Genomic DNA, 3,062 nt, shown 5'->3' on the forward strand with positions numbered 1-3,062 from the left:
TGCTACAAGCTCCGCAACACCATCGAGCGTGCCTTCTCCCACCTCAAGGACTGGCGCCGCGTCGCCACCCGATACGACAAGCTCGCCCGCAACTTCCAGGCCGGCATCGCTATCGCCGCCATCATCCCGTGGTGGGCGTGATCGAGTCCTGAGCCTAGTGCAGTTTTGGCTTGGTCAGACCCACATCGGGCGGTCAGTAGCTGCAAGGTGGCTGGCGCGCCGCTACGGGGTGAACCCCAAGACGATCGCCAAATGGCGCAAGCGGTCTTCGGTCGCCGACCTGTCAACGACCTCCACAAAGGCCTGGGCCGCCCCGACGACGAGCGGCTAGGTTGACCCTATCGACGAGCCACTTCCCCGACCGGCCCACCGCGCAGCGTCTGAACCTTGACGAGACACAGGGCGTCGGCATCACGCCTCCAGCGGCAACACCCCCTGCCTCCGGCGCCGGCGGTCCAGCCAGCGCATTGCCGGTGTCACCGTCACGCCATGCAACGTGATCGACACCAGCACCGTCAGCCCCAGCACCGCCCAGAGCCCCTCCGCCCCCTGGAAAGGCGCGGCATTCAGCGCATAAGCCAGGTAGTAGAAGCTGCCGAGGCCGCGGATGCCGAAGAAACTGATCGCCGCCCGCTCGGCCAGCGGCCGGGTGGTGCCGAGCAGCGAGACCAGCCCCGCCGCCGGCCGCACCACGAACAAGAACAACAGCACCCCCGCCACATCCCACCAGCGCAGTGGCGCCAGCAGGCCGCCAGCCAGTGCACCGCCGAACAGCACCAGCAGCACCATCATAAGCAGCCGCTCGGTCTGCTCGGCGAAGTCGTGCAGCCGGTCGTGGTAGTTGTGGTGCCGCTCCGCCGCCCGCATCGCCAGCGCGGCGATGAAGACGGCGAGAAAGCCGTAGCCATGCGCCAGCTCGGTCGCGCCATAAGTCAGGAAGGTGGCGCCCAGCGCGACGAAGCCATCTCCGGTGCGGGACAGTCGCGCCCGGTTCGGCATGTGGAAGGTGAGCCAGCCGAGGCCCCACCCGATCGCCCAGCCGAGCGCCAGGCCGATGCTGAGCTTCCACACCACGTCGCGGGCCAGCCAATCCTCTAGCCAATCCGCCGGCGCAGTGCCTACCAGAGCCAACGCCACCGCGAGGTTGACGAAAGGGAAGGACAATCCGTCGTTCAGCCCGGCCTCGGCGGTTAGGGTGAAGCGCACCTCATCCTCCTCACCGCTATGCGGTGGCCCGACCTGTACGTCAGCGGCCAGCACCGGGTCGGTTGGCGCCAGCGCCGCGCCCAGCAGCACCGCGGCGGCCACGCCGAGGCCGAGCAGCGCATGGCCGATCAGCGCGATGCCGAGGATGGACAGCGGCATCGCCACTATCAGCAGCCGCCAGGTCAGCGCCCAGTTGCCCCAATGGAACGGCCGGTCGAGCTTCAGCCCGGCGCCGGTTAGCGCAACGATGACGACGGTCTCGGTTAGCCGCTCCGCCACATTCGGGTATCGTAGCGGGTTCGGCGTGTCCCCGGTGGAAAGGCTGAAGGCGACGTAGCCGAAGGCGACGCAGAACATGGGCAGCGAGAGCGGCAACTCCCTCAGCGCCATCGGCAGCCAAGCCACCAGCAGGACCAACACGCCGGTGCCGGTGAGCAGCAGGATATAGGGGTCCATTGTGGCTTGCGTTCCAGTGCCGGGAGGCAGCCGGAACGCTTCAGCCCTGCTTGTGTGGCGAGAGCCGGTTGCGCGGAACCTGCGGGGCCATCGTGCCGGTGTCGGTCGCCACACTTCGCGGCCATAGCCATTGCGTCTGTTGCCCGCACCGCCATCCCCAGTCAGGTGATGGTCGATCCTATCCAGGTCGGTCCTGGTCTCAGTAACAGCCAGCAACTGGTCCAGGATCGCGTTGGGGAGGGCCGCGCGCCGCGAGGTCGGCTCCACTTCAACGGCTGCGTGTCTGCACAGCTTTGGCGGCCGCAGCCTTAAGGGCCGTCAGCCACGAGCCCTGACCGCATGAAAGCCCCGTAGGTCATGGACGACTACCAAGCGGAAGGCGCGAACCCCTAGGCCGTGTGGACGGATTCCGTGGAGTTGGATCCTGGCTGGGTTCCCAGGCCGTTTCGTTGATGAGTCATGGTGCGCCGGATTCCGGGGGACCGGTGATGTTGACGCGGATGACTGAGCCGGACTGGGAGGTGGTGCTGGAGGTGTTCCGAGCAGCACGCTCTCGGTGGGGCGACAAGGGACGGGACGACCGCCGTTTCCTCGAGGCGCTGCACTACTTCACGGTCCACAACATCACCTGGCGCGCCCTCCCGGCCGAGTTCGGCTGCTGGAACAGTGTCTGGAAGCGCTTCTGGCGGCTGAGCCGCAGCGGCGTATGCGAAGCCTTCTTCCAGGCCCTCGCCGGGCTCAGCCGGACGTCTCACCTGGTGCAGATGTTCGATAGCACCGTGGTTCGGGCGCACGTCTCGGCGGCGGGTGCCAAAGGGGGCAGCACCGCCAGGCGCTTGGCCGCTCTCGCGGCGGGTTCTCGACCAAGATCCACCTGATCTGCGACTTCGGAGGCCTGCCGCTGAACTTCCATCTTACAGGCGGGGAGGCCAGCGACAGCCGCCAGTTCGAGACCCTGCTCAACCTCGGCCCCGACATCACGCCGAGAGCGGTGATGACCGACAAGGGCTTCGACACAAAGGGCAACCGCGGGGCGGCCCGTAGCCGCGGCATCTGCCCCATCATCCCCTACCGGAGCAATGCCAGGCACCGTCCCGCCTTCTTTCCCAAAGGGCTCTATCGCCACCGCGCCCGGATCGAGCAGGCCATCGGCAAGCTTAAACGCTTCAAGCGCGTCGCCCTACGCAGCGAGAAAACCGCCAACAGCTACGCCGCCATCGTCGACTTCGCCTGCAGCCTCATCTTGGTCAAATCCGTCCACACGGCCTAGCAACTAGAGCGAAATCTGACCATTCAGAGTCGCTGAGGATTCCCGCCCGGCGCGAAATCTGATTCACCGTGCCTGCTGGGCACGGAGGCCAGCTTGCATGGCGAGAACCCTGTCCGAAGATCTACGCGCC

General features: G+C 66.7%; 4 protein-coding genes. 3 read left to right on the forward strand and 1 reads right to left on the reverse strand.

All coding sequences use genetic code 11. The features are described from left to right. On the forward strand, nucleotides 1–141 hold a 141-nt coding region (locus tag H7965_RS29270), incomplete at its 5' end, for a transposase (protein ID WP_186771465.1). Between the two features lie 270 nt (nucleotides 142–411). Here the strand turns inward: H7965_RS29270 and H7965_RS29275 are convergent. After that, nucleotides 412–1,662, reverse strand: a complete 1,251-nt coding sequence (locus H7965_RS29275) for a cation:proton antiporter (RefSeq protein ID WP_186774015.1) — start codon at nucleotides 1,660–1,662, stop codon at nucleotides 412–414. Nucleotides 1,663–2,162: 500 nt separating this feature from the next. Between H7965_RS29275 and H7965_RS29280 the strand changes: the two genes are divergently transcribed. Next, on the forward strand, nucleotides 2,163–2,540 hold the full coding sequence (locus H7965_RS29280) for a transposase (protein ID WP_229682872.1): 378 nt from the start codon (nucleotides 2,163–2,165) through the stop codon (nucleotides 2,538–2,540). Then, nucleotides 2,531–2,932, forward strand: a complete 402-nt coding sequence (locus H7965_RS29285) for a transposase (protein WP_315898722.1) — start codon at nucleotides 2,531–2,533, stop codon at nucleotides 2,930–2,932. The genes H7965_RS29280 and H7965_RS29285 overlap by 10 nt, the downstream gene beginning before the upstream one ends. Nucleotides 2,933–3,062: the final 130 nt, after the last annotated feature.

The sequence above is a fragment of the Siccirubricoccus deserti genome (assembly GCF_014283215.1).
Taxonomy (GTDB): domain Bacteria; phylum Pseudomonadota; class Alphaproteobacteria; order Acetobacterales; family Acetobacteraceae; genus Siccirubricoccus; species Siccirubricoccus deserti.

What these genes read in the sequence shown, in the direction of transcription:
- H7965_RS29275 (WP_186774015.1), bottom strand. Translation starts at nt 1,662, where the DNA reads ATGGACCCCTATATCCTGCTGCTCACCGGCACCGGCGTGTTGGTCCTG.
- H7965_RS29280 (WP_229682872.1), top strand. Translation starts at nt 2,163, where the DNA reads ATGACTGAGCCGGACTGGGAGGTGGTGCTGGAGGTGTTCCGAGCAGCA.